This is a genomic window from Leisingera sp. ANG-Vp, assembly GCF_000813725.1.
Taxonomy (GTDB): Bacteria; Pseudomonadota; Alphaproteobacteria; order Rhodobacterales; family Rhodobacteraceae; genus Leisingera.
Genome location: NZ_JWLD01000015.1, coordinates 14,195 through 39,479 on the forward strand (window position 1 = coordinate 14,195; position 25,285 = coordinate 39,479).

Sequence of the window (25,285 nt, forward strand, 5' to 3'; positions counted from 1 at the left end):
GGGTTACTTGAGCCCGGCTTCGGCCTCAATCTGCTTGCGGCTTTTGCGGGCGCGCTCGGTGGCAGACTTCAGCTGGCCGCAGGCCGCCATGATGTCATCGCCGCGGGTCTTGCGGATCGGCGAGGCGTAACCCGCCTGGTAGACGATATTGGCGAAGGCCCGGATCCGGTTGTTCGAGGACCGCTTGTAGGGGCTGCCCGGCCATTCGTTGAACGGGATCAGGTTGATCTTGGCCGGGATGTTGTAGCGCTTGATATGCTCGATCAGCCGGTGCGCGTCCTCGTCGGTGTCGTTCACCCCGTCCAGCATCACATATTCAAAAGTGATCCGCTCGGAGTTCGACGCCTTGGGGTAATCCGCCAGCGCCTGCAGCAGTTCGTCGATGTTCCAGCGCTTGTTGATCGGCACCAGCACGTCGCGGGTCTCGTTGGTGGTGGCGTGGAAGGAAATCGCCAAAAGGCAGCCGATTTCCTCGGCCGTGCGGGCAATCTCCGGCACCACGCCGGAAGTCGACAGGGTGATCCGGCGGCGGCTGAGCGAGATCCCTTCCGGGTCCATCGCAATCTTCATCGCGTCGCGCACATTGTCAAAGTTATAGAGCGGCTCGCCCATGCCCATCAGCACGATGTTCGAGAGCAGGCGGGTTTCGTCCTTGGGGGCGCCCGGCACCGGCCATTCCTCCAGGTCGTCGCGCGCCATCATCACCTGGCCGACAATCTCAGCGGGGGTCAGGTTGCGCACCAGCTTCTGGGTGCCGGTGTGGCAGAAGGAGCAGGTCAGGGTGCAGCCGACCTGGCTGGAGATGCAGAGCGTGCCGCGGTCATCCTCGGGGATATAGACCACCTCGACCTCATGGCCGCCATTGATCCGCACCAGGTACTTGCGGGTGCCATCGGTCGATACCTGCTTGCTTACGACCTCAGGAATGCGGATCTCAAATGTTTCGGCCAGCTGCGCGCGGTAGGCTTTGGCCAGGTTGGTCATATCCGCGAAATCGCGTTTGCCCCACTGGTAGATCCACTGCCAGATCTGGCCGACGCGCATCTTGGCCTGTTTCTCCGGCGTGCCGTGTTCGATCAGCACCTCGCGCATGCGCTCGCGGGTCAGACCGACAAGATTGATCTTGCCGCCCTCGGGCTCCTTGCGGGGCAGGGTCATTACGTCCTGGGTGATCGGCGCGCTGGCGGTCATGGCTAAAGACTCGGATGCTGGTGGGCGGATGCGGCTCTATATAGGATTTCGGCGAAAGATCAAAAGGAATCCTTGTGCGCAAAATGCGTGCGCAGATTTCAAGGGGCGGCCTGGATTGCGCTTACCTGGAAAACCGCACCAGTTCCTCGACCCGGGCGCGGCCCAGAGTGGTCCAGCAGGCCCGCGTGGCAATGCCTGCGTCTTCACGCACGTTATGGGCCTCGCCGGCGAAAGCGCAATGCGCAACCCGGAACGCCTCCCAGGCGGTCTGGCTTTGCATCAGCGCGGCCTCGATTGCTGTTCCGCCGTTAGTGTTGTCCCGTTCAGCAGCGGCAATCATGGCGGCTTCCAGCGCGTTGAACAGCGCCGCTTCCACGCCTTCTTCGTCATCGGCAACGCAGGATCCGATCTCTTCCTGGCTGCCTTCGCCGCATTCCAGCGCCGGATTGGCAAGCGCGGGCTTGGCCAGCAGCGCAACTGCCAGGCAAGCGGACGGGACAATAGCTGAGTTCAGCAGGGCAGGTTTCAGCATGTCGGGCACCTCCTGCCGTCTATGCTACGCGGCTTGCGGCTTTCAAACAAGAAAACCCCGGCGCAGGCCGGGGTTTGGTCTGTTTGCTGCCGGCAGTCTTACTTGCTGCAGCGCTTTTCCGCGTCTTCCACTGCAGCGGTAAAGCCCAGCAGCGAGAAGGTATCCTTGGTCTGGGTTCCGCGGGCCGAGCGCGCAGTCATCACTGCATTGGCGCCGCGCTTCATCGCGGTGATGATCTTGAGATCCTCGCCTTCCACCGGCCAGGCCCATTCGCCTTCAGTGAAAAGCTCAAACTGGGAGTCGCCGATGGCCATGTTGACGGTTGAGCCCGGTGCAAAGGGGTAGCCGCCGGTAAAGCTGATCGCCCCTTTGGCGTCATTCGATCCGCCAAAGGTAACAAACAGCTGGATCTCGCTGCGGCGCACCGCCACCACCCGGCCGTCGCGGGTGTTCACGGTTTCCTTCGGTGCGGACACGCCCCAGCATTCCGCCGGGTTGTCGCCTTCAAAGACGCTCCAATCCACATTCGCAGCGACCCGGTTGTTCGATGTCTCTTGCGCAAATGCAGTGGTTGCCAATGCTGCCAGACACAGGCCCGCAGCCACGCGGGCGAGTTTCAATGCCATTTGTCCCGACTCCAAGACTGTTCTCATACCTCAAAATCAAGCAAAGGGCCCGCAGCGTTCATCCGCTGTCTGGTCCCGATCCCCTCGCTTGCGCTACACAAGCACACTAACGTAACTAGCACCACGGGCGAAAGTGCGTTTTGGCAGGAATTCGCCCAGAAAAACTGCACGGAAACATGAGGGGAGACATCATGGCGAAACCTGTGCCCATGGCCGAAGTCTGGCGCGGCCCGATCCTGGAGAGCCTGCACCTGGGCCACGCCGTCATCTGCGACGACAGCGGCCAGGTGGTGCGCAGCTGGGGCGATCCGGATGCGGTGATCTATCCGCGCAGCTCCGCCAAGATGATCCAGGCGCTGCCGCTGATCACCTCCGGCGCCGCTGCGCGCTACGGGCTGACCTCCGAGCAGCTGGCACTGGCCTGCGCCTCCCACAACGGCGCCCATATCCATACGGACCGGGTGAACAGCTGGCTTGGCCAGCTGGGGCTCAGCGATGACGATTTCCGCTGCGGCCCGCAGCTGCCGGATGACATCCCGGCCCGCACCGAGCTGATCAAGACCGACAACAGCCCGTGCCAGGTGCACAACAACTGCTCGGGCAAGCACGCGGGCTTCCTGACCCTGAATCAGTATCTGGGCGGAAACGCGGAATATATCGACGTCAGCCACCCGGTGCAGCAGGCTTGCCTTGCGGCGTTTGAGGAAACCACCGGCCAGGACAGCCCCGGCTACGGCATCGATGGCTGCTCGGCCCCGAACTTTGCAACCACCGTCACTGGCCTGGCCCGGTCGATGGCCTGGTTCGCCAGTGCTTCAGACCGTTCCGACCGGCCGTCCGAGGCTGCACAGCAGCTGGTCGCAGCGATGACCGCCCATCCCGAACTGGTGGCCGGCGAAACCCGCTGCTGCACCAATCTGATGCGCGCCATGGGCGGTAAGGTGGCGGTCAAGACAGGGGCTGAGGCAGTGTTCATCGCGATTCTGCCCGAACAGAAGCTGGGCGTTGCGCTGAAGATCACCGACGGCACCACCCGTGCCAGCGAATGCGCGATTGCCGCGCTGCTGGTCAGCTTGGGCGTTCTGGAGGCAGACCATCCGGAGACCAAAAAGTACATGAACAAGGTGCTTTACAGCCGCCGCGGCCTGGAATGCGGTTCAATCCGTCCGGCAGCGGAACTGCTGTTTTGAAAAGTGATGCCCCGGTCCTGAGCCGGGGCATCTGCGTTACATATCCATCTCAATGATTTCGGCCACTTCAACCGAGCCGCTGCCGTCCACCACCATCGGGCAGCCCTTGGCCATTTCGCAGGCTGCGTTCTGGTCTGCGGCTTCGACCACCGTGTAGCCCGAGATCGGGTTTGCGCCGCCGTCATCCGTCACGCCGCCGCTGCTGACGGTCTTGGACAGTCCCACCGGCGCACCAGGGATCTTAAGGGCCTCTCCCATCGACCCCATCCAATTCTTCCAGGCTTCCATGACTTTGGCGCCTTCCTCCTCGCTTTCCGGGGTCTTGCCGCCGTGGTACGCAAAAATGAACTGTGGCATTGGTCTTCTCCCTTGGTTGCTGTGGATGATGGTTCAGGCGGCCTGGCCGAGCAGTGCCTCCAGCTTGCGCAGAGTGGAGGCCCAGCCTTTTTCGTGATTTGCGGCAACCTCATCATCTCCGAGGTCGCGGTGGTCGATCAGCAGCATGGCGCCGTCACCGGCGGCGGCGATGGTGAAGGTCACATGGCTCTCGGCGCCGCGGCTGCCGTCCTCGCCGTGCCAGGCCCAGGTGAAGCCGACAGATTTTGGCGCATTCACATGGGTGACCTGGCCGGACACATGAAAGCGCTGACCGTCGCTGTTCTGCATGACCGAGTGCCAGGGACCGGTGCGGCTGAAGTCCAGATCGTGTTCCGGGACTTGCACGCCTTCAGGCCCCCACCATTTCAGCAGCTTGTCCGGGGTGGTCACCCAATCAAACAGTTTCTCCGGGCTGACCGGGAAGGTCCGCTGCATCTGCAGGCCGCTCATCCATCGTCCTCCATCAAGGCTGCTTCCAGCCGGTCCAGGCTGCCCTCCCAGAAGGCCTTGCGGGAATGGGTCCAATCCGCAATCATCCGCAGCCCCTCCGGCCGGGCAGAATAGAGCCGCTTGGTGCCTTCCGCCCGCTGGCGGACCAGCCCGGCTTCGCGCAGCACTTTCAGATGGCGCGAAATCGCCGGCGCTGAAATGCCGGCCCCGGGGGCCAGATCGCCCGCAGGCAGTTCGCCTTGGGTGATCAGCTGATCAACGATCGACATGCGGGTTTCGTCTGACAGGGCGGCAAAGGATTTCAGAAGCGGTGTCATGCCAATATTATTAACGGATGCGTTAATTAATGGAAGGTCTAATTTTCCGGCCCGGTCCATCAGCCGGACTCTTGCGCAGTGCAAAAGAAGGCAGCGGATGTGCTCCCGCCCGTCGTCAGCCTGTTCTGCAAACAGGCCTCCTCCCGTTGGGCCAGGCTCAGCGCCATAGGCGCTGAGCCTGGCCCAAGGCCGCCAAGGTGTGGCTGCGCCAGCAGCCGCACCTGCGGGCGCGGGAGGGCTTCCTGGTTTGCCTGGGGAACGCTCAGCCCTGGAACCTGTCCTGGGAGTAGCCTTGGATATAGAGCAGTGCGGTCAGGTCGCCGTGGTTGATGCGGATATCGCATTCCGCTGCAACGGAAGGTTTGGCATGCAGGGCAACTCCGGAACCGGCGCGTTTCAGCATGCCCAGATCATTGGCGCCGTCACCCACGGCCATCACCTCCGTCTCGCGGAGTCCCAGCTGAGCGGTGATCTGTTCCAGTGCCTCCACCTTGGCCTCCCGCCCCAGGATCGGGCGTCCCGCCGCACCGGTCAGCTTGCCGTCTTCTACCAGCAGGGTATTGGCGCGGTTTTCGTCGAAGCCCAGATCTGCAGCAACTTTGGCGGTGAACGCCGTAAACCCGCCCGAGACCAGCGCCGCATAAGCGCCTTCCGCCTTCATCGTTGCCAGCAGCTGCCTGGCGCCGGGCATCAGGGTGATGCGCTCGGCCAGCACCTTGGCAATCACTGATTCCGGAAGCCCTTTCAGCAGCCCGACCCGTTCGGTCAGCGCGCCTTCGAAGTCCAATTCGCCGTTCATTGCCCGTGCGGTGATCTCCTTGACCCGGGCGCCGACACCCGCCTCCTCGGCCAGTTCGTCTATGCATTCCTGCTGGATCATGGTGGAGTCCATATCAGCCAGAAGCATCTTCTTTTTGCGCCCCTCAGCCGCCTGAATGACCAGATCGACGCCGATCTGCTGCAGGTCGTCCCAGACGCCCCAGCGGTTGTCCGGCATCTGTTCCAACGAAAACTCCGCTGCAACGCCCAGAGCCAGCCATTCGGCCTCGCCGCCGCCCCAGGCATTGCGCAGCGATTCGATCAGCGCGGGCTCCAACACCGGGCTGGCAGGGTTGCAGAGCAGGGTGGCAACAAACATCGGCGGGCTCCATTCCGTTTGGATTCCCTTTGTCATAGCGGCCCGTTTCCGGATCGGCCAGCCTGCCGGAAACCGTCAAAAACAGGGGCCATTATAAGGCAGGCCGCTTGCCCTCATTTTGAACCGGCTGTTTCCGATGGTGGAAAAACGTGTCGCAAAAAGCGTACTATTGGCCGTATTTTTCCAACTTTTCGGTTGCGTGCCGCGCTGCAGCACCCTAGCTCTGATGGCGGGACACCCCTCCCCAACGAGGGGCGCTTATCTGGAAGGGTAGCATTTATGGCTATTGAACAACCGGCATCGCGGCCGGCCAATCCGCGTTTTTCCTCGGGGCCTTGCGCCAAACCTCCTGTTTTTGATGTTGCTAAACTTGCCGGTGCGCCGCTGGGCCGCTCGCACCGCGCAGCTGTGGGCAAAGAGCGCCTGAAGGCGGCAATCGAAGGCACCCGCGAAATTCTGGGTATCCCGGCGGACTACAAAATCGGCATCGTTCCCGCCTCCGACACTGGTGCGGTGGAGATGGCGATGTGGAACCTTCTGGGTGCCCGCGGGGTTGAGATGCTGGCCTGGGAAAGCTTTGGCGCCGGCTGGGTCACTGACGTGGTGAAACAGCTGAAGCTGGACGCTACTGTGAAAACTGCCGACTACGGCCAGATCGTCGATCTCGGCACCGTTGATTTCTCTAATGACGTTGTCTTCACCTGGAACGGCACCACCTCCGGTGTGCGGGTGCCCAATGGCAACTGGATCCCGGCAGACCGTGAGGGGCTGACCATCTGCGATGCGACCTCCGCCGCCTTTGCGCAGCGTCTGCCCTGGGACAAGCTGGATGTGACTACTTTCTCCTGGCAGAAAGTGCTGGGCGGCGAGGCGGCCCACGGCATGCTGATCCTGTCGCCCCGTGCAGTCGAACGGCTGGAGAGCTACACCCCCGCCTGGCCGCTGCCCAAGATCTTCCGCCTGACCAAGGGCGGCAAGCTGATCGACGGCATTTTCCAGGGCGCCACAATCAACACGCCCTCGATGCTGGCGGTTGAGGACTACCTGCTGGCGCTGGACTGGGCCCGCTCCATTGGCGGTCTGGAAGGTCTGCGCGAGCGCGCCTATGCCAGCCTCGCCGCGGTGCAGAGCTTTGTGCAGGACAACCCCTGGATCGCCTTTCTGGCGGAACAGCCGGAAAACCGCTCCAACACCTCTGTCTGCCTCAAGTTCACCGACCCGCGCATCCAGGACGGCGCTGCCTTTGCCAAGGCCGTCGCCAAACGGCTGGAGGGCGAAGGTGTGGCCTATGACATCGGCGCCTACCGCGACGCGCCTCCGGGCCTGCGCATCTGGTGCGGCGGCACCGTGGAAGCCACTGACGTGGCGGCCTTGATGCCTTGGATCAAATGGGCCTTTGAGGCCGCGATCGCAGCCCAAACTGAGGCTGCCTGACAATCGTTCCGCCCGGCGGCACCGCCGGGCAGCGCCCGAGCCTTCCCACGGGAGGGCGCAGCCCTCTGCAAAACACATGGCCGTTACAGGCCCCCGCAAAAAGGACCAACCACATGGCTCCCAAAGTACTCGTCTCCGACAAGCTCTCGGAAACTGCCGTCCAGATCTTCCGCGACCGCGGCATCGACGTCGACTTCCTACCCGACGTGGGCAAGGACAAGGATAAGCTGGCCGAAATCATCGGCCAGTACGACGGCCTTGCCATCCGCTCCGCTACCAAGGTGACCGAAAAGATCCTGGAGAAGGCAGACAATCTCAAAGTCGTTGGCCGCGCCGGCATCGGCACCGACAACGTCGACAAGGAAGCTGCCTCCAAGCGCGGCGTCATTGTGATGAACACGCCGTTCGGAAACATGATCACCACCGCTGAACACGCCATCGCCATGATGTTCGCCACCGCCCGCCAGCTGCCCGAGGCCTCTGCCTCCACCCATGCCGGCAAATGGGAAAAGTCGAAATTCATGGGGGTTGAACTGACCGGCAAGACCCTCGGCGTGATCGGCGCCGGAAACATCGGCGGCATCGTCTGCGACCGTGCCCGCGGCCTCAAGATGAAGGTTGCGGCCTATGACCCCTATCTGAGCACCGAGAAGGCCGACAAAATGGGCGTCGAAAAGGTGGAGCTGGACGAACTGCTCGCGCGCGCCGATTTCATCACTCTGCATGTGCCGCTGACCGACCAGACCCGTAACATCCTGTCCAAGGAAAACCTGGAGAAGACCAAGAAGGGCGTGCGGATCATCAACTGCGCCCGCGGCGGCCTGGTGGACGAGGCCGCTCTGGCCGAACTCCTCACCTCCGGCCATGTGGCAGGCGCCGCCTTTGATGTGTTCTCGGTTGAACCGGCCAAGGAAAACGCCCTCTTCGGCCTGCCGAACGTGGTCTGCACCCCGCACCTGGGCGCCGCCACGACCGAGGCGCAGGAAAACGTTGCCCTGCAGGTGGCTGAGCAGATGTCCAACTACCTGCTGACCGGCGCTGTCGAAAACGCGCTGAACATGCCCAGCGTGACCGCCGAGGAAGCCAAGGTCATGGGCCCCTGGATCAAACTGGCCGACCATCTGGGCTCCTTCGTTGGCCAGATGACGGATGAGCCGATCAAGGCGATCAACATCCTTTATGACGGTGTGGCCGCAGGCATGAACCTGGACGCGCTGAACTGCGCGGTGATCGCCGGTATCATGAAGCGCTCCAACCCCGAGGTGAACATGGTTTCCGCCCCGGTGGTTGCCAAGGAGCGCGGTATTCAGATCTCCACCACCAACCAGGATAAGTCAGGCTCCTTTGACGGTTACATCAAGGTGACGGCCGTGACCTCGAAACGCGAGCGCTCGGTGGCAGGCACCGTGTTCTCCGACAGCAAGCCGCGGTTCATCCAGATCAAGGGCATCAATATCGAGGCCGATGTGGGCGCGCATATGCTCTACACCACAAACGAGGACGTGCCTGGCATCATCGGCACCCTGGGCCATACTCTGGGCGACAACGGCGTCAATATCGCCAACTTCACCCTTGGCCGGGCAGAGGCCGGCGGCGAAGCCATCGCGCTCCTTTATGTGGACGAAGCGGTTCCTGCCGAGGCCCGGGCCAAGCTGGCCGAGACCGGTCTGTTCAACCAGATCAAGCCGCTGGAGTTTGACGTCGCCTGAGCGACCGGAAGGTAACAGCCGACCGCCCCTGCACCCCGGTGCGGGGGCGGTCCCTCAGCTTCAGCGCGGGCACGAAAACCGCTTTTTTCGGTCGGCTGCGCAGCACAACACTCGCAAAAATCAGTATCGACAGCAGTGCCACTGCCGATCCTGCTTGTGCCAGCACCTCAGTTCGCTCCTGAATGGCCAGCGGGATACCCGGCACCAGCAGCACCAGGGCCAGCAGCGCGCAGCCCAGATGCCAGCGCGGCAATGCCCCTTCAGCCGCCTCGGGCAGCAGGTGGTAGTACAGCGCATAAATCGCGCAGCTGACCCAGCCCAGCAGGTTCAAATGCCCATGCGCCGGCGACAGAAGGTGATCCTGGCTCGCCGACATCTGGATGCCCCAAACCATGCCGCCAACCGCCGAGGCCACAGCGGCCAGCATGAACCATCGCGCAATTCCCTTCATCTCTTCCTCCCGGCTCCGTCTTAGGCAAAAGTCTCCCGGCTAATGGTGGCGCAGGCAGATCATTTGGCCAGTCCCCATTTCGGCAGCACCCGGGGGTTGAGCCCGCCAGCGCAATGCGCCATCACTGCCCCCAAGCCCGCACATAGGAGCCGCGCCATGTCCGCCCCCCTCTACGCCATCGGAGACATCCACGGCCAGCTTGCCATGCTGGAAGACGCGCTGCAGCGGATCAAGGCCGACGGCGGCGAGGGCGCCCGCATCGTCTTTCTCGGCGACTACACAGACCGCGGCCCTGAAAGCCGCGGCGTGATTGACCGGCTGATGCAGGGCCAGGCCGAGGGCCGCAACTGGATCTGCCTCAAGGGCAACCATGACCGGATGTTCTCGATGTTCCTGGAGGGCTACCCGCGCAACGATTCCCAGCTTCTGGTTGGCTATCACTGGCTGCATGAGCGGCTGGGCGGTATCGAAACTCTGCAGTCCTACGGGGTCGAAGTGGCCGAGGGCGACCGTATCTACCAGGTCCACAAACACGCCCGCGCTGCGGTGCCGCAGGCGCATCTGGACTTCCTGGACTGCCTGAAGCCGTACCACCAGGAGGGAGAGCTGCTGTTCGTGCACGCGGGCATCCGCCCCGGCCTGCCGCTTGAGGCGCAAAGCGAGGATGACCTGATCTGGATCCGCCAGGAATTCCTCAAGGACGAGTGCACCCACCCCTGGCTGGTGGTGCATGGCCATACACCAGAAAAACAGGCCGAGCATCGCGGGAACCGCATCAACCTCGACAGCGGCGCCGGTTACGGCCGCCCGCTGTCCGTGGCCGTCTTCGAAGGCCGTGACTGCTGGCTGCTGACAGATCAGGGCCGGGTGCCGCTTACCCCCTGATCCTTCCAGCTTCATTCTGGTCAAAAATACCCTGGGGGTGAGCGCCTTAGGCGCGAGGGGGCAAAGCCCCCTTCACTGGGGTCAGGACCAGTCCAGCACCACCTTGCCGCTCAAGCCCGATTTCATCGCCGCAAACCCTTCTGCGAAATCATCCACGCCAAAGCGGTGGGTGATCACCCGGCTCACATCCAGCCCGTTCTGCAGCATGGCAATCATCTTGTACCAGGTCTCGAACATCTCGCGCCCGTAGACGCCCTTGATGGTGATCGCCTTGAACACGATGCGGCTCCAGTCCACCGGAGACTGCCCCGGCGGAATGCCCAGAAGCGCAATCTTGCCGCCCATCACCAGCGCCTCAACCATCTGGTCCAGAGCGGCTTGCGAGCCCGACATTTCCAGCCCGACATCAAACCCTTGGGTCATGCCCAGTTCATCGATCACGTCCTGCAGCTCCTCCTGGGCCACATTCACCGGGTGTACCGTCGGCACCACATGCTCTGCCAGCTTCAGACGGTCCGGGTTGATATCGGTGATCACCACATGCCGCGCCCCGGCATGGCGTGCCACTGCGGCGGCCATGATGCCAATCGGCCCGGCGCCGGTGATCAGCACATCCTCCCCCAGCAGATCAAAGCTCAGTGCGGTATGCACCGCATTTCCCAGCGGGTCGAGGATCGCACCGATTTCATCCGGCACGTCATCCGGCAGCGGCACCACGTTGAAAGCCGGCAGTTTCAGATACTGGGCAAAGGCGCCCTGCTCATTCACCCCGATGCCGCGGGTGCCGGGGTCCAGGTGGAATTTGCCGGCCCGGGACTGACGCGAGTCATGCTCGATCAAATGCCCCTCGCCGGAACAGCGCTGACCCACTTCCAGACCGGTCACATCCTTGCCCAGCTCGACAATCTCACCCGCAAACTCATGGCCTGTGATCAGCGGCACCGGCACCGTATGCGCGGCCCATTCATCCCAGTTCCAGATGTGGATGTCTGTGCCGCAGATGCCGGTTTTCGTCACCTTGATCAGCACTTCGTCCGGGCCGATCTCCGGCACCGGCGCCTGCACCATCCACAGGCCCTCCTGCGGATGGCTTTTCTCCAGCGCCTTCATCGTGTTGGGCAGGCTCATCAGATCACCCCCAGCTCTTTGCCGACCTTGCCAAAGGCCGCCAGGGCCCGGTCCAGTTCGTCCCGGGTCAGGGCCGCATTCATCTGGGTGCGGATCCGCGCCTGGCCGCGCGGCACCACCGGGAAGAAGAAGCCGGAAACATAGACGCCTTCGTCAAACAGCCGTGCCGCCATGTCCTGCGCCAGCTGCGCCTCGCCCAGCATCACCGGGATGATCGGATGCTCACCCGGCAGCAGGTCAAAGCCCAAACCTTCCAGTCCCGCGCGCCAGTACTTGGCATTCTCGAACAGCTGCGCCCGCAGCCCGTCCCCTTCCTCCACCAGCCGGATCGCTTCCAGCCCGGCAGCAACAATCGATGGCGGCAGCGAATTGGAGAACAAATAGGGCCGCGCCCGCTGCCGCAGCAGGTCGATCACTGGCTGCGGCCCGGCGATATAACCGCCGATGGCCCCCCCAAGTGCTTTGCCCAAAGTTCCTGTCAGAATGTCCACATCCACCCCGAAATGCTCCGGCGTGCCCGCACCCGTCGCGCCCATGAAACCGGTCGCATGGCAGTCATCCACCATCACTACCGCGTCGTATTTGTCCGCCAGCGCCCGGATTTCCGGCAGCTTTGCCAAATAGCCGTCCATCGAGAACACCCCGTCGGTCGCGATCATGATATGGCGCGCGCCGTCTTCGCGGGCCTGCTTCAGCCAGGCTTCCAGATCATTCATATCGCTGTTCAGGTAACGGTAGCGCTTGGCCTTGCACAGGCGCACCCCGTCAATGATCGACGCATGGTTCAGCGAGTCCGAGATAATCGCATCTTCCGGCCCCAGCAGCGGCTCGAACAGCCCGCCATTGGCGTCGAAACAGGCAGCAAACAGGATCGCATCATCCTTGCCCAGGAATTTCGCAAGCCGGCTCTCCAGCTCCCGGTGAATGTCCTGTGTGCCGCAGATGAACCGCACCGAGGCCATGCCGAACCCTTTTGGCTCCATTGCATCCTTGGCCGCCTGGATCAGAGCAGGGTGGTCCGCCAGCCCCAGATAGTTGTTGGCGCAGAGGTTGATCACGTCCCGGTCCCCGACCGTGATTTCGCCCCCCTGCGGGGAGGTGATCATTCGCTCACGTTTATACAGCCCCTCGGCCTCGATCTGGGCCAGCGTGTTGGAGATGTCGGTCAGAAATGCGTTGGACATGAGCAAACTCCCTGGATGTCTCGAGTCGCGTGTCTAGCATAGCGGATGTGTTTCCGGAATACGGGAATTCGTTATCCCGGAAAAAAATCCGTGAAACTGGAACGTCTGGGTGAAATTCCGCCAAACCGACCTATCTGCCCCGGCAGCAGCAGGAAGGAGACAGCCATGGCGCGGATTACAGGCATCGGCGGGGTGTTCATCAAGGCGAGGGGCGACGCCAAGGCGCTGGCGGAATGGTACAGCGATCACCTGGGGCTGGAGCTCAATGACTTCGGCGGCGCCATCTTGAACTGGCAGGAGGATAGGCAGAGGATGGCGGCCTCACTGTCTGGAGCACCGCGGATGCGGACGGCGCCTGGTTCAGCCCCAGCGCTGCCGCCTTCATGATCAACTACCGGGTCGACGATATGGACGGCATGATCACGCAGCTGACCAAAGCGGGCATCCCGATCCTGCAAGGCCCCGAGGCCCACGAAAATGGGCGTTTCGCCTGGATCATGGACCCGGAGGGCAACAAGGTGGAGCTGTGGGAGCCCAGGCTCTGGGACGAAAAGAACAAGGTCTGATGGCCCGAAACGCAAAACGCGGCCCCCTTTCGGGAGCCGCGTTTCAAAACCGCTAAGCTGAAAAGCTTAGTCCAGCGACAGGTTCACTGCCGACTCGCGGCCGTCACGGCCGGGCTCGATGTCGAAAGTGACTTTCTGGTTGTCGGCGAGGCCGGTCAGGCCGGAACGCTCAACAGCGGAAATGTGCACGAACACATCTTTGCTGCCGCCGTCGGGCGCGATGAAGCCGTAGCCTTTGGTGGTGTTGAACCATTTTACGGTGCCGGTGGCCATATCCGTAGTCTCCTAAGTTTTTGCTGCCCGCGTCGGTGCGGCAGCCTGGCGTAGTTGGTCTGGATCGAGAGACTGAAAACGCCGGTTAGGGGAGACAGTGGATCGACAAGAATAACGTTAGCGCCTTCCATATGGGCTGTGGGGGTGAGTCTTTCAAGGGGATAGTGCTGAAAATGCTAGCAGGGGCGAATTTACGCCACTGAACTTAACCGGTATGCTGCCAGCTGTGAAACTTCATTAGATTTCATTTAGGTAGCTAAGTCGGATGGATTTTCCGGAATGAGCAGAATCTTTTCAGGTTTCGCACCGCCACGCATTCTCGCATTCGTACTCGGTGCAATTATTCTGGGAGTCTATCAAGGGTTTTGGAGACCGGTCCTGTTGGAGACACGGGACTATGGAGATGCAGTTCCGTTGTTGCTGGCGGCGGGGTGTTCGCTGATCCTCGGCTATACGCTTGCAATGCTCATTTGGTTGGTCCGGCAAACACGCGGGCAATTGTTTGAAACCTTTCGGCCATCGCGGGCCCGTTTGATCGCGGCCGTTTGCTTAGCTGCAGTAACACCAGTACTCGTTGTAAACTGGATGCCTATTGTGGCTGGCCTAGCTTTGGTGCCAAGTCGTGGCTTCAGCATAGATCATGTGTTTTGGTTCAGCCAATTTGTTCTGGCTGCGTACCCGGTAGCTGCAATGATCGTTCGCCATACATTTGAACGACGGCTGCTCCGGTTCGGGATGTTTGTATTGTGTTTTTGGTCAGTCTACGCCTGTCATCTGCTGTGGCGGGGAATTTTGAACTTCGTGATTTGAGGCCAAGCCAAAATCTCTCTCCAAAAATGCGGAGGAAGCCCGGGCCTCCTGAAGCTTTTGCCCCTCAAGCATTCTTCACTATCAGAAACACCCGCGCAGGCCCCTCGGGCGCGGTGATCGAATGCGCCACGTCAGCAGCATAGCGCGCGGTGTCGCCGGCCTGCAGATGGTCCTTGGCATTGCCGGAACTGACTGCAATCTCACCTTCCAGCACCGTCAGCTGCTCCATCGCGCCGCGGGTGTGGGGCTGGCTGGTCAGAGCGCCGCCCTTGTCGAAGCGGATGTCATAAACCTCGTGGCCGCCGGCCTCTTCCGGCGGTGACAGGATGCGGATGCGGCAGCCCTGGCCCATGTTCTCGATCTTAGGCACGTCCGCGGCGCGCAGCACCTCGATCCGGTCCTGCATGTCGCCTGCCTCCAAGAGGCCCGCAAAATCCACCTGCAGCGCGCGCGTGAGGTTCCACAGCGTTGCAATGGTAGGGGAGCTTTCGCCGCGCTCGATCTGGCTCACCATCGAGCGGCTGACGCCGGAGAGATTGGCCACCGCCTCCAGGCTGAGGCCCTGGGCGCGGCGGGCTTCCTTCAGGCGGGCGGGCAGCAGGGTCAGGATATCGTCTGTGTTTTCCGTCATGACGGATTCTCTGCGCTGATAGGGCGGGTTTGTCAAATGCTCTGGTTATTGGCGATGCTGCGCCGCGGCGGTGCACAGGGGGTGTACAAGGGGTGCACGGCAGGTGACGCCGCGTTGCGGTGACGGCACGTCCGGGCAGACAGGTCCATGCTGCGGGTGCATAGTGGCGGTAGACCTGAGGAGGAATGAGACAATGACCGACATCGTGATCCTGGACGGCGCCCGCACCGCTATCGGCACTTTCGGTGGCGCTCTGGCGGGCACCGCACCCATTGACCTGGCTGCAACCGTCTCCAAGGCGGCGCTGGAGCGCTCCGGTGTTGAGGGCGGCCAGATCGGCCATGTGGTGTTCGGCCACATCATCAACACCGAGCCCCGCGACATGTACCTGAGCCGGGTTGCAGCGATGCAGGCAGGGGTGCCGGATGCGGTGCCCGCGATGAACGTGAACCGGCTATGCGGTTCCGGCGTCCAGGCAATTGTCTCAGCCTATCAATCGCTTGCCATGGGGGATGCCGAGTTTGCGCTGGCGGGCGGCGCCGAGAACATGTCGCGCAGCCCCTACATCATCCAGCAAAGCCGCTGGGGCGCCAAAATGGGCGATGTGAAGTCGCTCGACATGATGCTGGGTGCGCTGAACTGCCCCTTCGGCACCGGCCACATGGGCGTCACGGCGGAGAATGTCGCCGATGAGCACGGCATCACCCGCGAGGAGATGGACGCCTTTGCCCTCACCAGCCAGACCCGCGCTGCTGCGGCCATCGAGGCGGGGTATTTCCAGTCTCAGATCACGCCGGTGGAGGTGAAGGTAAAGCGTGATCTGGTGCCTTTTGAGGAGGATGAGCACCCCAAGGGCACCTCGCTGGAGCAATTGGCCGGGCTGAGGGCGGTGTTCCAGAAGGACGGCCGGGTAACTGCCGGAAATGCCAGCGGAATCAACGATGGTGCGGCAGCGATGGTGCTGGCCACCGCCTCGGCTGCTGAGAAGGCGGGGCTGAAGCCGAAGGCACGGATCCTAGGTTATGCCCATGCAGGTGTGCGGCCTGAAGTGATGGGGATCGGCCCGGTCCCGGCGGTGCGCAATCTTCTGGAGAAGACCGGCCTGTCTGCCAGCGATTTCGACGTGGTGGAATCGAACGAAGCCTTTGCCGCACAGGCTTTGGCAGTGAACAAGGAACTGGGGCTGGATCCGGCAAGAGTGAACCCCAACGGCGGCGCCATTGCGCTGGGACATCCGGTGGGGGCGACGGGGGCGATCATCACTTTGAAAACACTGTATGAACTGGAACGCACTGGCGGCTCCAAAGGGCTGGTCACCATGTGCATCGGCGGCGGCCAGGGTATCGCGCTGGCAATCGAGCGGCTGTGACCGGCAGAAGAGGGGGCGCTGCCCCCTCGCGCCTCGCGGCGCTTACCCCCGGAGTATTTTGACCAGAAAGAAGCGGCGGGTTTTGCTGGTGGTCAGATCAGCAGCAGGACTATAGCCAGCAGGCCTGCACCGCCGGCCGCTCCGGCGAGAGCAGGTGCCAGCCAGCCGGCGGCGCCCCGGTTCGGCGAACCGTTCTGCTGTGCTTGGGCGATCAGGGCCTGCTCGACCAGGGCGGGCAAGCGGGGACCGAAGCGCGCCATCACCTTTGCAGTGTCCAGCAAATCGGAAACCACGGCGCGCGGGCCGATGGATTTCTTGATGTAGTCTTCGACCACCGGCCGGGCCGCTTCCCAGATGTTGATATGCGGGTCCAGCGAGCGGGCGACGCCCTCGACCACCACCATGGTGCGCTGCAGGAGGATCAGTTCGGTGCGGGTTTCCATGCCGAAACGCTCTGTGACTTCAAACAGATAGTTCAGAAGCCGCCCCATGGAGATCTGCGAGGCATCCATGCCGAAGATCGGCTCACCCACCGCGCGCAGGGCCCGTGCAAATTCATCGACGTCGCGGTTGGCGGGCACGTAGCCTGCCTCGAAATGCACCTCGGCCACGCGTTTGTAGTCGCGTTTGATGAAGCCATAGAGGATCTCGGCATAGACCCGGCGGGTGTATTCGTCGATGTGGCCCATGATGCCGAAGTCATAGGCGATGATATCGCCGTTGCTGGCCACCTTGAGGTTGCCCTGGTGCATGTCGGCGTGGAAGTAGCCGTCGCGCAGAGCGTGGCGCAGGAACAGGGACAGCACCCGGTCGGCCAGGATCTTGCGGTCATGCCCTGCAGCATCCAGCGCGTCGTTGTCTCCGAGAGGCACGCCATCGGCCCAGCCCATGGTCATCACCCGGCGGGCAGAATAGCCCCAGCGGATTTCCGGCAGTTGAAAGCCTTCGTCTTTGGCCGTGTTGGCCGCGAACTCCGAGGCGGCGGCGCTTTCCAGCCGCAGGTCCAGCTCGCCTTGCACGACACCGTCGAAATGCTCGATCACGTCCATCGGTTTCAGACGGCGCGCGCCAGGGGCAAAGAGATCTACAATGCGGGCCGCGAAATAGAAGGCGTCCACATCCTTGTTGAAGGCGCGTTCGATGCCGGGGCGGAGAACCTTGACGGCCACTTCCTCGCCGGTTTCGGCCAGGGTGGCGCGGTGCACCTGAGCGATGGAGGCGGCAGCCACCGGATCGCTGAAGTCCGAGAAAATCTCGGACGCGGGGCGGCCAAGTTCCTTTTCCACCTCGGCCAGTGCCTCGGCGCGGGAGAACGGCGGCAGCTTGTCCTGCAGCACACGCAGCTGGTTGGCCAGATCCTTGCCCACCACGTCGGGCCGGGTCGAAAGCACCTGGCCGAACTTGATGTAAGCAGGCCCCAGCGCGTTCAGCGCCCGGGTCTCCGGCGGCATCGAAGGGTCACCCTTGTAGCCCAGCCATTTGAACGGCCAGCCAAGGGTGCGGGCCAGGATGCGCAGTGGCTTGGGGGCCTCAAAGGCCTCCAGCACCGAATGCATGGCGCCGGTGCGCTCGAAAGTGGCGCCTGTGCGGATCAGGCGCAGGATATTATGGGGACCGCGCATGGATCAGATCTTCCAGCCGGAATGCAGGGCCGCGATGCCCATCGACAGGTTGCGGTATTTGGCGTTCCCGAACCCGGCCTTTTTGACCATGCCCAGGAAGGTCTCCTGATCGGGGAAGTTGCGGATCGATTCCACCAGATACTGGTAGCTGTCGTAATCGCCGGCGATGATCTGCCCCATGCGGGGGATCACGTTGAAGGAATAGAGGTCATAGAGCTTCTGCAGCCCGTCGTTTGGCAGCTGCGAGAACTCCAGCACCATCAGCCGCCCACCGGGACGCAGCACCCGGTAGGCCTCGTTCAGCGCCTCCTGCGGACGGGTCACATTCCGGATGCCGAAGGAGATCGTGTAGACGTCAAAGGTGTTGTCCTTGAACGGCAGCTTCATCGCGTCGCCGGTGACCCAGTCGAGGCTGTCGGCCATCTGCTCGGCCTCGGCGCGTTTGCGGCCCTCTTCCAGCATCGGGCGGGTGAGGTCCAGCACGGTAGAATGACCGTGGCCTGCACGTTTGAGGAAGCGGAAGGAAATGTCGCCGGTGCCGCCGGCCACATCCAACAGCCGCTGACCGGGGCGCGGTGCCAGCCAATCCATCATCGCGTCCTTCCAGACCCGGTGGATGCCGACGCTCATCACGTCGTTCATGATGTCGTATTTCGAGGCGACCGAGTTGAAGACCCCCTGCACGCGGCCTGCCTTCTCTTCCTCGCGGACGGTTTCGAACCCGAAATGGGTGGTGTTCTCGCTGGTGTTGCTCATCAGGCTTGCCGTTTGCTGAGTTTCGCCCTTGTTATAAGGCGCTGTGGGGCAGGCACAATGCGGCCCGTTGGTTCAGGAGGGGTGTAATGCCAGAATTGCCCGAGGTCGAGACGGTGAAACGCGGTTTGGCGCCTGCCATGGAAGGGGCGGTGATCACAAAGGCGGCAGTGAACCGCCCGGATCTGCGCTGGCCGTTCCCGGAGCGGATGGCGGAACGTCTGACCGGAGCGCGCGTGAATGGGTTGCGGCGGCGGTCTAAATATATCCTGGCGGACCTGGATACCGATGAAACGCTGCTTATTCACTTGGGCATGTCCGGGCGGATGACGGTGTCAGGCGATCCGCTGGGGCAGTTCGCTCATGAGCACCCGCAGGCGGAAAAGCACGACCATGTGGTGCTGGACATGGACAACGGAGCCCGCATCACTTTCAACGATCCGCGCCGGTTCGGGGCGATGGATCTGCTGGAGACCGCAACCGCCGAATCCCATAAGCTGCTGTCGGTGCTGGGGCCGGAGCCACTGGGCAATGACTTCCATGAGGACCATCTGGTTGCCGCTTTCAAAGGGCGCAACACGCCGGTGAAATCGGCATTACTGGATCAGGGAATCATTGCGGGCCTTGGTAACATTTACGTTTGCGAAGCGTTGTTCCGTGCGGGAATTTCGCCACGCCGCAAGGCCGGGCAGATTTCAGCGCAACGGGTTGCGGGGCTGGTTCCGATCATCCGAGAAGTGCTGCAGGATGCCATCAATGCAGGCGGGTCATCACTGAAAGATTTCCGGCAAGCATCTGGTGAGCTTGGATATTTTCAGCACTCCTTTGATGCTTACGGGCGTGAGGGCGAGCCGTGCCGGCGCGAGGGTTGCGCAGGGTCAATTGCCAGAATCACTCAGTCCGGACGCTCCACCTTCTACTGTGTAAAGTGCCAAAGATAGCTTGATCAGAGGGACCCTTTTGGTAAGGACTCAGGACTGAACGGAACAACCGAAAGAGAAATCATGGCCTACGAGACGATCACCGTCGATGTGCAGGACCACGTTTGCCTTATCAAGCTGAACCGCCCTGAGGCGATGAACGCGCTCAACCAGGAGCTCATTGGCGAGCTCTGCGATGCTCTTGAGGAAGCCGATGCCAGCGACAAGGTGCGCTGCATCGTACTGACCGGATCCGAGAAGGCCTTTGCCGCCGGTGCCGACATCAAGGAGATGTCGGAGATGAGCTTTACCGAGGTGTTTTCCACCAACCTGTTTGCCGATGCCAATGACCGCATCTCGGCAATCCGCAAGCCGGTGATTGCTGCAGTGGCCGGCTATGCGCTGGGCGGCGGCTGCGAACTGGCGATGCTCTGTGATTTCATTATCGCCGCTGAAACCGCCAAGTTCGGCCAGCCCGAGATCAACCTGGGTGTTGTGGCCGGCATTGGCGGAACCCAGCGCCTGACCCGTTTCGTAGGCAAGTCCAAATCGATGGACATGAACCTGACCGGCCGCTTCATGAACGCCGAGGAGGCCGAACGCGCAGGTCTGGTGTCGCGCGTGGTGCCGGCCAAGAAGCTGATCGAAGAAGCCACTGGCGCGGCCCAGAAGATCGCCGAAAAATCGCTGCTTACCGCAATGGCGGTGAAGGAAACGGTGAACCGTTCTTACGAACTGCCGCTGAACGAGGGGCTGCTGTTCGAACGCCGGGTGTTCCACTCGATGTTTGCCACCGAAGATCAGAAAGAGGGCATGGCTGCCTTCCTGGAAAAGCGCGAGGCGCAGTTCCGGGACAAGTAAAGCCCGGTCACGACATGGCAGAGCGGCAGGCCTGGAGGCTTGCCGTCTTGCTTTCAGGGGTGGCGCCCTTGCAATTCCCCGCGGAGTTGGATAAATGCCGCCGTCATACATGCGCGTGCAGCCCGCTCAGGCTAGAATCACACCGGTGAGTTGACCCGGGGCTGGCTGGCATTGCGTCCGATAGAAACAGAACCCGAGATAAGGTCAGACACCATGGCAAATTCGCCCCAGGCCAAAAAGCGCGCACGTCAGAACGAAAAGCGCTTTGCCGTCAACAAAGCCCGTCGTTCGCGCATCCGCACCTTCCTGCGTAAAGTTGAAGAAGCTATCGCTTCCGGCGACAAAGAAGCTGCAGCCGCAGCTCTGCGCGTCGCTCAGCCCGAGCTGATGCGCGGCGTCACCAAGGGTGTGTATCACAAAAACACCGCTTCCCGGAAAATTTCGCGCCTGTCCGCACGCGTGAAAGCACTGGGCTGAGATTCGCTCGCTAAAGCGGTCTCAAGAACTGTTGAAAAGATGTCAGGGCGCTGCAGATTGCAGCGCCTTGTTTTTTTGGAAAAGCCTTGGCGGGCTGCTGCAGGCGCGAGAGATTCTTTATCCACAAAGGCAGAGTCAACATCATAGTTTCGTTGCTGCCGCCCCCTCCGAATTGCTACCACTAAGTCAGCGATTCACTCGCTGGGGGGACAGGCTGCTTGCGGCAATCTTGACGGGCATCAAGGTTGTCAGGTTGTCCGGAACAGACGGCACACTAGTGTTTAGATCTGTCCGGGAGCCGCTGCTGTATTGGTTACCAAGCAGCAGCCTTGTCTCAATTGTGTGCGACACTGTTCGTGACGGCAAACCGCCGCATTCTGCGGCAGTTTTTGCTGTTTCTGACGGACATTTGCCTTCGGGCGATGCGGCCGGCCACGGTCCGCACACGGTATCCCTGTGCGTGAATACCCCCCGAGTGGTTGGGGGAAACGATAGAATTGGCCTGCAAATGGGCCGCTGCTTTTTTGGGGACGCGTGAGGCGCAGCATGACAGAAGAAAAATGGGGACAGCTCAGGAACCGGCTGTTGAAAACAGTAGGTCAGAACAATTTCACGACCTGGATTGAGCCTCTGGAGTTTGACGCTGTGGACGGCGGGGTTGCCGTCTTCAAGGTGCCGACGAATTTCATGGGGAATTACGTCAGCCAGAATTTTGCAGATCTGATTCTGCACGAACTGACCATGGCCGGCGAGCCGGTGCAGCGCCTGGCCTTCCGGGTCGCCGCAAACAGCCCGGCACGGCCGGTGGAGCAGGCTGCGGCCCCGGCATATGCTGGCGGGCAGGAGGACCTGGAGGTCCTGACAGCGCCTGCAGCGGTATCCGCGGCGGCAGCCGGCAAAGACACGCTGGAAGCGCTGCAAGCAGCGCCGCTGGATCCGCGTTTTACTTTTGACAGTTTTGTGGTCGGCAAGCCGAACGAGCTGGCCCACGCGGCTGCGCGCCGGGTTGGCGAGGGCGGTCCGGTCACCTTCAACCCTCTGGTGCTGTACGGCGGCGTCGGCCTGGGTAAGACCCACCTGATGCACGCCATTGCTTGGGAGCTGAAGGAAAAGAACCCGGCGCTGAACGTGCTGTATCTCTCGGCGGAACAGTTCATGTACCGCTTTGTGCAGGCTCTGCGCGAGCGCAAGATGATGGACTTCAAGCACCTGTTCCGCTCGGTTGACGTTCTGATGGTGGATGACGTTCAGTTCATCGCCGGCAAGGATTCAACCCAGGAAGAGTTCTTCCACACCTTCAATGCGCTGGTGGATCAGAACAAGCAGATCATCATCTCTGCCGACCGCGCCCCGGGTGAGATCAAGGATCTGGAGGACCGGGTGAAATCCCGCCTTCAGTGCGGCCTGGTGGTGGACCTGCACCCGACCGACTATGAACTGCGCCTGGGCATCCTGCAGACCAAGGTGCAGCAGCAGCGCGAGACCTATCCGGACCTGCGCATCGCTGATGGCGTGCTGGAGTTCCTGGCGCACCGGATTTCGACCAACGTGCGCGTGCTCGAAGGCGCGCTGACCCGGCTGTTCGCCTTTGCTTCTCTGGTGGGCCGTGAGATCGACATGGACCTGACCCAGGACTGCCTGGCCGACGTGCTGCGCGCCTCCGAGCGCAAGATCACTGTTGAGGAGATTCAGCGCAAGGTCTCTGAGTACTACAACATCCGCATGTCCGACATCATCGGCCCCAAGCGCCTGCGCTCCTACGCACGCCCGCGCCAGGTGGCGATGTATCTGTGCAAGCAGCTGACCAGCCGCTCTCTGCCGGAAATCGGCCGCCGGTTCGGCGGGCGCGACCACACCACCGTGATGCACGGCGTCAAACGCATCGAGGAGCTGAAGCTCACCGACGGCCAGATCGCTGAAGACGTGGAAATGCTGCGCCGCGCGCTGGAAGCCTGACGCGCATCCGCCCCCAAGTTTTACTGCGGCTCCGGTTTCCGGAGCCGTTTTTTTATTCAGTACCTGCACCCATAACGCGGCTGAATGCCCGGTATCACAGAAAACGAAGTTTCAAGCCCTGTAAAACCAGTCATAACAGCGCCCTGCACAGGAGCGCCGCATGACTCAGCAAACCCCTGAAAACACGGATACCCCCCGCGGGCTGGCTTTTGCCGTCACCGCCTATCTGCTGTGGGGCTTTCTGCCGCTTTACATGAAGGCGCTTTCGCATATTCCTGCGGCAGAGATTGTCACCCACCGGGTGATCTGGTCGGTGCCGGTGGCGGGTGCGCTGCTGATCATCCTGCGGCGGACCAAGGATCTGCAGGCGGCGCTGAAGAACCCACGGATGCTGGGTATGGCCTGTATCACTGCGGCGCTGATTTCCATCAACTGGGGGATCTATGTCTGGTCGATCGCCGCCGGGCGGGCGCTGGATGCCGCACTTGGTTATTACATCAACCCGCTGTTCAGCATTGCGCTTGGCGCGCTGCTGCTGCGCGAGCCGCTCAGCAAAGCACAGCTCGCTGCGGTTGCTTTGGCAGCCGCCGCGGTGGTGGTGCTGACGCTGGAAGCGGGGCGGGTGCCTTGGGTGGCGGTCAGCCTGACCCTGACCTGGGGCTTCTACGCGTTCTTCAAGAAATCCCTGCCGATCGGCCCCAACCAGGGGTTCCTGCTGGAGGTGCTGATTCTGCTACCCCCGGCGCTCGGTTACTTTGGGTATCTTACGGTCACCGGCAGCAGCAATATCGGTGCCTCTTTCTCCGATACCGCGCTGCTGCTGGGCTGCGGCGTTGTCACTGCAGTGCCACTGATCGTTTATGCCAACGGAGCCAAGCTGGTGCGGCTGTCGACGATGGGGATCCTGCAGTATATCGCACCGACGATGATCATGCTGGCGGCGGTGCTGCTGTTCGGCGAGGAATTCGGCCGCGCCCGGATGATCGCCTTCCCGATGATCTGGGCCGCATTGGTGATCTACACCGTGCCGATGCTGAGGCAGATGCGCAAACGGCCGGGTTGAGGAAGTGCCACAGAAACAAAACCGCCCGGCCGATAGGCCGGGCAGCGCCTGACCTTCCCCCTGGGAAGGCGCTATCGCGCCCACCCAAGGTCAGGCGCTGCCCTCAGAGATCTATTGATTCCAGGGGCGTAAGGCAGGCTAGTGTTGAATTTACAGCTAAGGCGGGCTTATTCGCCCGGCTGCGCGTCCTCTATCACACCCACAACCGGCCCCATCATGAAACCGGCATCGCTGCGCCCCAGCTGCGGCGCATGCAGGCGCGAGATATTGCCGTCGAAATACAGCGCATTGGGCAGCTTCAGGTGATCCCGGAACAGGCTGCCGAACTGGTGGAATGTCACCGCATTGCGCGAGATGGCAAAGACCACCCGGCTGCCATCCGCCGAGGTGCCGACGCCGTTGCGCACGTAGTAGCTGTCCGAATCGGGCAGGAACCGCGGATGCAATTCTCCGTCGATCACCAGCATCGGGCCCGATTGAGTGGCATGGGCACAGGACGGGGCCGATTTCTCAAAGGCCAGCGTTTCAAACACATCAGCCCGGCCCTCACGGATGCAGAAAACCCCATTGGGCAGCAGGCCGAAATTGCCGGGGCCTGCATTGGTCACCAGCCGCATCTCCTGATCGCCGTCCTCGACGTAGAGACCGACCGGTGAGCGGTCGCTGTGATACATCCCGGCATTGGTGGCAAAGGCCAGCGTTTTGCCGTCTTCTGCCAGGGCGCCGTCCAGAGTGGAGAAATGCCCGTAGACCTGCCCCTCGCCGTCGCGCAGGAACAGCCGCAGCTGCTCCTGGGAGGCATCGACTTCGCAGATCGAATAGCGGTTGCCGCCGTAGGCCACATCGCTGCAATCCACCGCGCCAGCGGCCGGGGCGGCCCAAAGCGCGGCCAGCAGCAAAGCGGCCCGGCGGATCACTCTTCCACGTCGCGGCGCACCGCGTCCTGGGACAGCATCCGGCGGGTGTCGTCCATCTGGTCAAAGGTCTCGTCCAGCCGGAAGCGCAGGTCCGGGGTGAACTTCAGCCCCAGCTTCTTGCCGACACTGCGGCGCAGCTCGCTCTTGTTGCGGGCCAGCAGTTTCAGCACGTCCTCCTGCCCCTTGCCGCCCAGCGGCAGCACAAAGGCGGTGGCGATTTTCAGATCGGGAGAGGTGCGCACCTCGCCCACGGTGATCGACATGCGGTTCAGGTCCGGGTCATGCACATCGCCGCGCGCCAGCACCTCGGAGAGAGTGCGGCGGATCAGTTCGCCGACGCGAAGCTGGCGCTGGGAAGGCCCGGGGCCGTCGTGGAATTTATTCTTAGCCATATTCTCGATCTATGCCGGATCGCAGCCTTTGCCAAGCGCTGCCCGGCACTGTAGGACAAATC

General features: G+C 62.1%; 29 protein-coding genes. 13 read left to right on the top strand and 16 right to left on the bottom strand.

Annotation, left to right across the window (positions count from 1 at the left end; all coding sequences use genetic code 11):
* Positions 1-3 precede the first annotated feature (3 nt).
* The 3 genes from rlmN to RA20_RS05900 all read right to left on the bottom strand — a co-directional run bounded on the left by rlmN (position 4) and on the right by RA20_RS05900 (position 2,349).
* Positions 4-1,191 (bottom strand): 23S rRNA (adenine(2503)-C(2))-methyltransferase RlmN, encoded by a 1,188-nt coding sequence (gene rlmN, locus RA20_RS05890; protein ID WP_039125616.1) that lies wholly within the window; start codon positions 1,189-1,191, stop codon positions 4-6.
* Between the two features lie 121 nt (positions 1,192-1,312).
* Positions 1,313-1,723 (bottom strand): lysozyme inhibitor LprI family protein, encoded by a 411-nt coding sequence (locus RA20_RS05895; RefSeq protein WP_052248851.1) that lies wholly within the window; start codon positions 1,721-1,723, stop codon positions 1,313-1,315.
* Positions 1,724-1,821: 98 nt separating this feature from the next.
* Positions 1,822-2,349 carry an invasion associated locus B family protein gene (locus tag RA20_RS05900; protein ID WP_039125618.1) on the bottom strand — a complete coding sequence of 176 codons (528 nt, stop codon included), beginning with the start codon at positions 2,347-2,349 and terminating at the stop codon, positions 1,822-1,824.
* Positions 2,350-2,540: 191 nt separating this feature from the next.
* On the opposite strand from RA20_RS05900, the gene RA20_RS05905 reads away from it, so the two are divergent.
* Entirely contained in the window at positions 2,541-3,539 is a 999-nt protein-coding gene (locus RA20_RS05905; RefSeq protein ID WP_039125621.1) for an asparaginase, read from the top strand.
* Between the two features lie 36 nt (positions 3,540-3,575).
* Here RA20_RS05905 and RA20_RS05910 read toward each other — a convergent pair whose 3' ends face one another.
* From RA20_RS05910 to serB, 4 genes are all read right to left on the bottom strand, one after another.
* Complete coding sequence (locus RA20_RS05910; protein ID WP_039125623.1) at positions 3,576-3,896, bottom strand: YciI family protein; 321 nt, start codon at positions 3,894-3,896, stop codon at positions 3,576-3,578.
* 33 nt (positions 3,897-3,929) lie between these two features.
* Positions 3,930-4,367, bottom strand: coding sequence for an SRPBCC family protein (locus tag RA20_RS05915; protein ID WP_039125625.1), 438 nt, complete (start codon positions 4,365-4,367; stop codon positions 3,930-3,932).
* On the bottom strand, positions 4,364-4,684 hold the full coding sequence (locus RA20_RS05920) for an ArsR/SmtB family transcription factor (RefSeq protein ID WP_039125627.1): 321 nt from the start codon (positions 4,682-4,684) through the stop codon (positions 4,364-4,366). Before RA20_RS05920 ends, RA20_RS05915 begins: the two co-directional genes overlap by 4 nt.
* A 262-nt stretch (positions 4,685-4,946) precedes the next feature.
* Entirely contained in the window at positions 4,947-5,822 is an 876-nt protein-coding gene (gene serB, locus RA20_RS05925; protein ID WP_039125714.1) for a phosphoserine phosphatase SerB, read from the bottom strand.
* Positions 5,823-6,101: 279 nt separating this feature from the next.
* On the opposite strand from serB, the gene RA20_RS05930 reads away from it, so the two are divergent.
* Positions 6,102-7,256, top strand: coding sequence for a phosphoserine transaminase (locus RA20_RS05930; RefSeq protein WP_039125629.1), 1,155 nt, complete (start codon positions 6,102-6,104; stop codon positions 7,254-7,256).
* A 113-nt stretch (positions 7,257-7,369) separates the two neighbouring features.
* Complete coding sequence (gene serA, locus RA20_RS05935) at positions 7,370-8,965, top strand: phosphoglycerate dehydrogenase (protein WP_039125631.1); 1,596 nt, start codon at positions 7,370-7,372, stop codon at positions 8,963-8,965.
* Here the strand turns inward: serA and RA20_RS05940 are convergent.
* Positions 8,937-9,416, bottom strand: a complete 480-nt coding sequence (locus RA20_RS05940) for a hypothetical protein (RefSeq protein WP_241482216.1) — start codon at positions 9,414-9,416, stop codon at positions 8,937-8,939. The genes serA and RA20_RS05940 overlap by 29 nt on opposite strands.
* Positions 9,417-9,572: 156 nt before the next feature.
* Between RA20_RS05940 and RA20_RS05945 the strand changes: the two genes are divergently transcribed.
* Positions 9,573-10,301: a metallophosphoesterase family protein gene (locus RA20_RS05945; protein WP_039125633.1), complete on the top strand. Its 729-nt coding sequence runs from the start codon at positions 9,573-9,575 to the stop codon at positions 10,299-10,301.
* An 81-nt stretch (positions 10,302-10,382) separates the two neighbouring features.
* Here RA20_RS05945 and tdh read toward each other — a convergent pair whose 3' ends face one another.
* Both tdh and RA20_RS05955 read right to left on the bottom strand, forming a co-directional pair.
* Entirely contained in the window at positions 10,383-11,411 is a 1,029-nt protein-coding gene (tdh, locus tag RA20_RS05950) for an L-threonine 3-dehydrogenase (protein ID WP_039125717.1), read from the bottom strand.
* A gap of 17 nt (positions 11,412-11,428) precedes the next feature.
* Complete coding sequence (locus RA20_RS05955; RefSeq protein WP_039125635.1) at positions 11,429-12,613, bottom strand: glycine C-acetyltransferase; 1,185 nt, start codon at positions 12,611-12,613, stop codon at positions 11,429-11,431.
* A 165-nt stretch (positions 12,614-12,778) separates the two neighbouring features.
* On the opposite strand from RA20_RS05955, the gene RA20_RS26085 reads away from it, so the two are divergent.
* Positions 12,779-13,000: a hypothetical protein gene (locus RA20_RS26085; RefSeq protein WP_241482217.1), complete on the top strand. Its 222-nt coding sequence runs from the start codon at positions 12,779-12,781 to the stop codon at positions 12,998-13,000.
* The gene (locus RA20_RS26090) at positions 12,997-13,179 is read left to right on the top strand and encodes a VOC family protein (protein ID WP_241482218.1); all 183 of its coding nucleotides are present in this window, start codon (positions 12,997-12,999) and stop codon (positions 13,177-13,179) included. Before RA20_RS26085 ends, RA20_RS26090 begins: the two co-directional genes overlap by 4 nt.
* A gap of 66 nt (positions 13,180-13,245) precedes the next feature.
* On the opposite strand, the gene RA20_RS05965 is transcribed toward RA20_RS26090, so the two are convergent.
* On the bottom strand, positions 13,246-13,452 hold the full coding sequence (locus RA20_RS05965) for a cold-shock protein (RefSeq protein ID WP_039125638.1): 207 nt from the start codon (positions 13,450-13,452) through the stop codon (positions 13,246-13,248).
* 279 nt (positions 13,453-13,731) lie between these two features.
* Between RA20_RS05965 and RA20_RS25320 the strand changes: the two genes are divergently transcribed.
* Positions 13,732-14,262, top strand: coding sequence for a hypothetical protein (locus RA20_RS25320; RefSeq protein WP_152618445.1), 531 nt, complete (start codon positions 13,732-13,734; stop codon positions 14,260-14,262).
* A 64-nt stretch (positions 14,263-14,326) separates the two neighbouring features.
* On the opposite strand, the gene RA20_RS05970 is transcribed toward RA20_RS25320, so the two are convergent.
* Positions 14,327-14,893, bottom strand: a complete 567-nt coding sequence (locus RA20_RS05970; RefSeq protein ID WP_039125640.1) for a helix-turn-helix domain-containing protein — start codon at positions 14,891-14,893, stop codon at positions 14,327-14,329.
* Between the two features lie 193 nt (positions 14,894-15,086).
* Here RA20_RS05970 and RA20_RS05975 point away from each other — a divergent pair, with 193 nt between their 5' ends.
* Positions 15,087-16,262: an acetyl-CoA C-acyltransferase family protein gene (locus RA20_RS05975; RefSeq protein ID WP_039125642.1), complete on the top strand. Its 1,176-nt coding sequence runs from the start codon at positions 15,087-15,089 to the stop codon at positions 16,260-16,262.
* A gap of 92 nt (positions 16,263-16,354) precedes the next feature.
* On the opposite strand, the gene ubiB is transcribed toward RA20_RS05975, so the two are convergent.
* Positions 16,355-17,884, bottom strand: coding sequence for a 2-polyprenylphenol 6-hydroxylase (gene ubiB, locus RA20_RS05980; RefSeq protein WP_039125644.1), 1,530 nt, complete (start codon positions 17,882-17,884; stop codon positions 16,355-16,357).
* Between the two features lie 3 nt (positions 17,885-17,887).
* On the bottom strand, positions 17,888-18,640 hold the full coding sequence (gene ubiE, locus RA20_RS05985; protein ID WP_039125646.1) for a bifunctional demethylmenaquinone methyltransferase/2-methoxy-6-polyprenyl-1,4-benzoquinol methylase UbiE: 753 nt from the start codon (positions 18,638-18,640) through the stop codon (positions 17,888-17,890).
* A gap of 86 nt (positions 18,641-18,726) precedes the next feature.
* Here ubiE and mutM point away from each other — a divergent pair, with 86 nt between their 5' ends.
* The 5 genes from mutM to rarD all read left to right on the top strand — a co-directional run bounded on the left by mutM (position 18,727) and on the right by rarD (position 23,914).
* The gene (mutM, locus tag RA20_RS05990) at positions 18,727-19,578 is read left to right on the top strand and encodes a bifunctional DNA-formamidopyrimidine glycosylase/DNA-(apurinic or apyrimidinic site) lyase (protein WP_039125648.1); all 852 of its coding nucleotides are present in this window, start codon (positions 18,727-18,729) and stop codon (positions 19,576-19,578) included.
* A gap of 63 nt (positions 19,579-19,641) precedes the next feature.
* Positions 19,642-20,418, top strand: coding sequence for an enoyl-CoA hydratase (locus RA20_RS05995; RefSeq protein ID WP_039125650.1), 777 nt, complete (start codon positions 19,642-19,644; stop codon positions 20,416-20,418).
* A gap of 213 nt (positions 20,419-20,631) precedes the next feature.
* A complete protein-coding gene (gene rpsT, locus RA20_RS06000; protein ID WP_039125651.1) occupies positions 20,632-20,895 on the top strand; it encodes a 30S ribosomal protein S20 in 264 nt (87 codons plus the stop codon).
* A 546-nt stretch (positions 20,896-21,441) separates the two neighbouring features.
* Positions 21,442-22,851, top strand: a complete 1,410-nt coding sequence (gene dnaA, locus RA20_RS06005) for a chromosomal replication initiator protein DnaA (RefSeq protein WP_039125653.1) — start codon at positions 21,442-21,444, stop codon at positions 22,849-22,851.
* A gap of 160 nt (positions 22,852-23,011) precedes the next feature.
* Positions 23,012-23,914 (top strand): EamA family transporter RarD, encoded by a 903-nt coding sequence (gene rarD / locus RA20_RS06010; RefSeq protein WP_039125655.1) that lies wholly within the window; start codon positions 23,012-23,014, stop codon positions 23,912-23,914.
* Positions 23,915-24,081: 167 nt separating this feature from the next.
* On the opposite strand, the gene RA20_RS06015 is transcribed toward rarD, so the two are convergent.
* Both RA20_RS06015 and rbfA read right to left on the bottom strand, forming a co-directional pair.
* Entirely contained in the window at positions 24,082-24,831 is a 750-nt protein-coding gene (locus RA20_RS06015; RefSeq protein ID WP_039125656.1) for a phosphodiester glycosidase family protein, read from the bottom strand.
* Complete coding sequence (rbfA, locus tag RA20_RS06020; RefSeq protein ID WP_039125660.1) at positions 24,828-25,223, bottom strand: 30S ribosome-binding factor RbfA; 396 nt, start codon at positions 25,221-25,223, stop codon at positions 24,828-24,830. The genes RA20_RS06015 and rbfA overlap by 4 nt, the downstream gene beginning before the upstream one ends.
* Between the last annotated feature and the right edge of the window lie 62 nt (positions 25,224-25,285).